The sequence below is a fragment of the Natrinema limicola JCM 13563 genome, from assembly GCF_000337475.1.
Taxonomy (GTDB): Archaea; Halobacteriota; Halobacteria; order Halobacteriales; family Natrialbaceae; genus Natrinema; species Natrinema limicola.
Genome location: NZ_AOIT01000077.1, coordinates 1 through 4,094 on the forward strand (window position 1 = coordinate 1; position 4,094 = coordinate 4,094).

Here is a 4,094-nt window from a genome sequence, read left to right on the forward strand (position 1 = left end):
CTTCGATGCTCACCTCTTTTCGAGCAACCTCCTCGAGTTTCCCAATGGGGATGACGTGTCCGGGCGCCGTCTGCAGTTCCTCGAACACGTTGACGACCGCACTCGTCAGGTCTTGGCCACCGACGACGGCTTCACTCAACCGCCGGCTGATCGCCGCTCGGGACCACCCATCCAACTGCTTTGCGAGTCGCATCGACTGCTTGTTCACGGCCGCCAACTGCTCTCGAGAGAGCTCTGTACGAGGATCCGCCCGCTCCGGGTCCGCCATTGGGTCCACGCTCGCCGCCCGTTTCTGGAATTCCACACGGCGCGCTTTGTTCTGGTCCGCAGCGATCGCTCGTGTCCGCTTTGCACGACCTTCCTGCAGCCCCATCTCGGCCTGGGCACTGATTCGCTCAAGTTCATCCTCTCGTGCTCGAATGCGCTCTTCCTGCTCGAGGGTCGCGCCGTGAATCCGGTCGTCGCTCGTATCGACGATGCCGTCTGGGTGGTTCGCATCCACCTTTGCTTGGACCCCTTGCTCGACTGTTGCCTCGAATTCCGGCGTCTCGTCGACGACCGGGAAGCCGTCTTCATCGACTGCCTGCTCATCCGCCTGTTTGAATGCCTGTTCATCGACCGTAACGACCTTGCTACTCGAGTTGTTACTAGACATTGGTACTCACCTGTACCGCTGAAGGCGCTCACGCGCCTGCCACCGTGATGCTACTACATCGCGGTTTTCCGACGATGCCGACCAACTAGATCCATCTGCGCGCTCGCGCTCGCGCCTTCGCGAGCGCCCATCTGGGCGCGAGCGAGAGCGCGCCTGAATGCGGTGTCCCAACCAGCACCGCGCGGCGTCCCGCCCGAAGCGAGCGGCCAGCTTTAAGCCGTTTCTCGTGTCCGGCCCGGACCGCGGGTCCGTGTCCAGCGCGACTGTCGTCGAGAACGCGCGCCGCGGTGTGGCGCGCGACAGCGCAGGCGGCACCAAGCGCTGGAACGCGAAAGCCCGCGAGGGGCGCAACCGAAAACGCGCTTAATGCTGGCGCCGAGACCAGATNGAGACCAGATTCATTTTAGCCCGGAACGGTGAGCGACGCCAGGAGCGAACCGCAGCCCGGAATGGTCGGTCGCGAGCGACGCGGAGGGCGGCACGCGGCGAGCGGGGCGGGCCGATACCCAAGCGCGAGCAACCGACGCGACAGCAGCCCGATCAGTCCACGCGGGTGGGGCTGAAAGGGGCTGGCGCGCTCGAGGAACCCCGCCGACACAAGCACCGCAACCTGTGAGGAGCGCAGCGAGGCGCGGGACTCGAGCGCGCCAGGGGCTTTCAAAGAATACTCCTGCTGTATCGTATTTTGCTCTCTGAGAACCAGAGTCGCAGTCATCCTGACACAAACTCCATCGAGCGCCGCTCCGCCAAAGTCTGCAGCAGTGGTTCGAAACGGTACACGGTCGCTGAGGATAGCCTTACAGATCGCGTCAACGAACGGTACTCGAGGTTGCCAGTTCCGCTCCTACACGTCGCACACGGCCGCTTGATCAGTTAGTCTTCGTGAGGCGGCTCGAGATAGGTTTCGAGTGCATCGACGACGGTTTGGACGAACGATTCCTCGAGGCGACCTTGCCGTCGAACGATAGCGGCGTGTTTCGGTGACGCAACCACCCACGGCGAGGCGTAACTCTGGCGGGGCATCCCGCCCTCAACCCAGTCGGCGTCATTGAGTGGAATCCCCTCATCGTGCGGTGTCGTGGTTAGCGTGACCGTCATGTACTCCTCGTCACCGAACGGATGGCTGTCGTTGTTCAGAATCAGCCACGGCCGCGGGTTCTCTCCCGATTTGAACGGGTCCGGTCCCCAGACGACGTCGCCGCGCTGGTAGCTCATTCAGTATCCTCGTCGTCGACGGCGTGTTCCAGCCACTCGTCCATATCCTCCTCTCCGAAGCGGTCGTTCGCGGTCCGCGTGCTCTCGACCATACTCGTGTAGGCAGCGACGTCGTCGGCCTCTCCAAGCGCCCAGTAGTTGCCTTTGTGGCGCACGAGTTCGCGATCTTCGAGACGCGAGAGGACGACGCTGATGCTCCCTGCTTTCACGCCAGTCGCATCGCGAATTTCGCTCTGGGTGAACGCCTGATCAGGATTGGCAGCGAGGAACTGCATTACGCGATCGGCGTTCGTCTCCCCGTTGTGCTGGAGTCGGTCCTCGGTCGAGGATTCGAACGTCTCGATGTCGATGGGCATATGTATTTCTTTGTCTGCGGATGTATTAGCTGTATCGACGTATTTTCTAGACGAGGCAGTCGAAGGACGACTATCACGGAGTCAACTACTGATCGATCAGATGCTCCTCAAGATCACGTGTCCAGTAGGTAGCTGGCCCACCGGGACTACATCGCGCACACAGCTGTAGCGAGCCCTCGAGATTGCCGAGTTCGACGCGGAATCGCGTGAGGGCTGCAAGCGCGTCGACGACGAGCCCACAGCCGTCGCAGGCGTGGTGATCGCTCTTATCCGGGTCTGGCCGTATCTGGATGGCACAGTCGACGCAGATCAGGTGACTGACTCGCTCGTCTTTCCCCCAAGTGTATGCAGTGCCAGTTTCCGTTCCGGGTGGTCCCTCACAGAACGAACACCCCGCGAGTGTCTGCTGTGTCACGACTCCTCCCCCATGACGTCATCTCGAGCAGCCGTCCAGCCTTGATGGAAGACAGCAAGCTGGGTGCTCGAGTCAAAGGTGGTCCTGCTTGGCTCATGGACGAACACCCGCTTGCCAGGGACCGGCGTCACCACACCGTTATCGATGAGTTCAGTAACGAGCTGTCGGGCAGTTGTCTCGCCGAGATCTGCGGTCACGACGCGAGTTGCATCCTGATCATGAGCAACGAGTCTGGCCTCGAACCGGCTGTAATCGTCTGCAGTGTCGTCAATCGGGTTTGGATCAGTCATTGGAAACCACATGAGGCACACTGTTGAGCGCGCCTCATGCCTCACGGCGCCGATAAACTCGCTGCTGGAAGTACAATCAAGTCGAAGACATTGCGTGATGTGTATGGAGTCAGTGATCAATATTCAACAGCGGGCTCGAGTACCGACGGCTGGAGATTACCTCTTACTGGTCCGTCGACCTGTTCGCAGTTGCCACGTTGGCTTCACCTGGAACGTATCTGGTTCCTCAACAGGATGGGGATGACTCTGATTCGTCGCCAATGACGCGGGCCGTGCGAGGCGGTTGATCAGTTCATCACGCACGTCCTGCCGAGACATCGTCTGTTCGTGCCAGCCGAGCCGTTCGTCGTAATGACGCTTCCTAAAGAGCTGGCCGGTCGTCTCGGCGGCGATGTACTGAGTTCGTTTGACTCCCCAGACGTTCGACGATCGATACTCGGCACCGACATCTGCATGTGTGAGTTCAACGAGAACACACTCGACGAACGAAATGAGTGACTCTCGACTCCGATCGTTCGGAACCCGTAACTCGAGGCCGGACCAGGGTGGATCGATTGGCTGTCGGTGGGTTGGTGCTCGATCAATACCACGATCTCGTTGGTGCTGTCGCTCAGAAGTCATTCGCTATCTCGGGGCAGTTCGACCGCCCCGCACCCATCTCGGGGCGAGAAAATACTCCGATGAGGTGTTTTAGGATGTGTGCAGCCCTGACTGTACCGAACGCTACGAATTCTTTGAGGAACGTCTCTGCACTAGTCAGTCAGCGTTCCGACTCAGTCGCTTAATATGTGCAATTCGGTCGTCTATCGGAGGATGTGTAGACAATATACGTGTCCAGTAGTGGCGGATTCGGCGTATAGCTCTCTCGTAGAGCCTTCCTGAGGATTGTTCATTAGCTGTCTCTGTCATCTGGACGTCTCTAAGTGCGCGTAACCCATTGGCAACTTGCTGTGGGTCGTCGAGAAGCTCGGCTGCGTATCTATCTGCCCGATACTCTAGCTGTCGACGAGCCCATACAAAGACAACTCGTCCAACGAGCACTGCGCTACCGGCAACCAGAAACAGCATCCAATGGTGCCGCATAAAATACCGAACAGAGAGGAGTGACAGGGCTATCAGCACTACCGTCCCAACCAAGGAGACAACTGCATGGTTTTCGTCGA

The 4,094-nt window shown here is 59.5% G+C and carries 7 protein-coding genes and 1 pseudogene; all 8 read right to left on the minus strand.

Translation table 11 applies throughout. The features are described from left to right. Nucleotides 1–655, minus strand: a pseudogene (locus C476_RS16535) (DNA-binding protein); the annotation flags it as partial. A 403-nt stretch (nt 656–1,058) separates the two neighbouring features. Continuing rightward, nucleotides 1,059–1,370, minus strand: a complete 312-nt coding sequence (locus C476_RS16540; protein ID WP_008015067.1) for a hypothetical protein — start codon at nt 1,368–1,370, stop codon at nt 1,059–1,061. A 158-nt stretch (nt 1,371–1,528) separates the two neighbouring features. After that, nucleotides 1,529–1,870 (minus strand): type II toxin-antitoxin system PemK/MazF family toxin, encoded by a 342-nt coding sequence (locus C476_RS16545; RefSeq protein WP_008015068.1) that lies wholly within the window; start codon nt 1,868–1,870, stop codon nt 1,529–1,531. Then, nucleotides 1,867–2,226 carry a MarR family transcriptional regulator gene (locus C476_RS16550; RefSeq protein ID WP_008015069.1) on the minus strand — a complete coding sequence of 120 codons (360 nt, stop codon included), beginning with the start codon at nt 2,224–2,226 and terminating at the stop codon, nt 1,867–1,869. The genes C476_RS16545 and C476_RS16550 overlap by 4 nt, the downstream gene beginning before the upstream one ends. An 85-nt stretch (nt 2,227–2,311) precedes the next feature. Next, nucleotides 2,312–2,641: a DUF7558 family protein gene (locus C476_RS16555; protein ID WP_008015071.1), complete on the minus strand. Its 330-nt coding sequence runs from the start codon at nt 2,639–2,641 to the stop codon at nt 2,312–2,314. Next, complete coding sequence (locus C476_RS16560; RefSeq protein WP_049912036.1) at nt 2,638–2,931, minus strand: hypothetical protein; 294 nt, start codon at nt 2,929–2,931, stop codon at nt 2,638–2,640. Before C476_RS16560 ends, C476_RS16555 begins: the two co-directional genes overlap by 4 nt. A gap of 156 nt (nt 2,932–3,087) precedes the next feature. Next, nucleotides 3,088–3,552 carry a hypothetical protein gene (locus C476_RS19865; RefSeq protein WP_008015075.1) on the minus strand — a complete coding sequence of 155 codons (465 nt, stop codon included), beginning with the start codon at nt 3,550–3,552 and terminating at the stop codon, nt 3,088–3,090. Nucleotides 3,553–3,687: 135 nt separating this feature from the next. Next, nucleotides 3,688–4,094: M48 family metallopeptidase (locus tag C476_RS19870; RefSeq protein WP_152418246.1), on the minus strand; the 407-nt coding region annotated here is incomplete at its 5' end.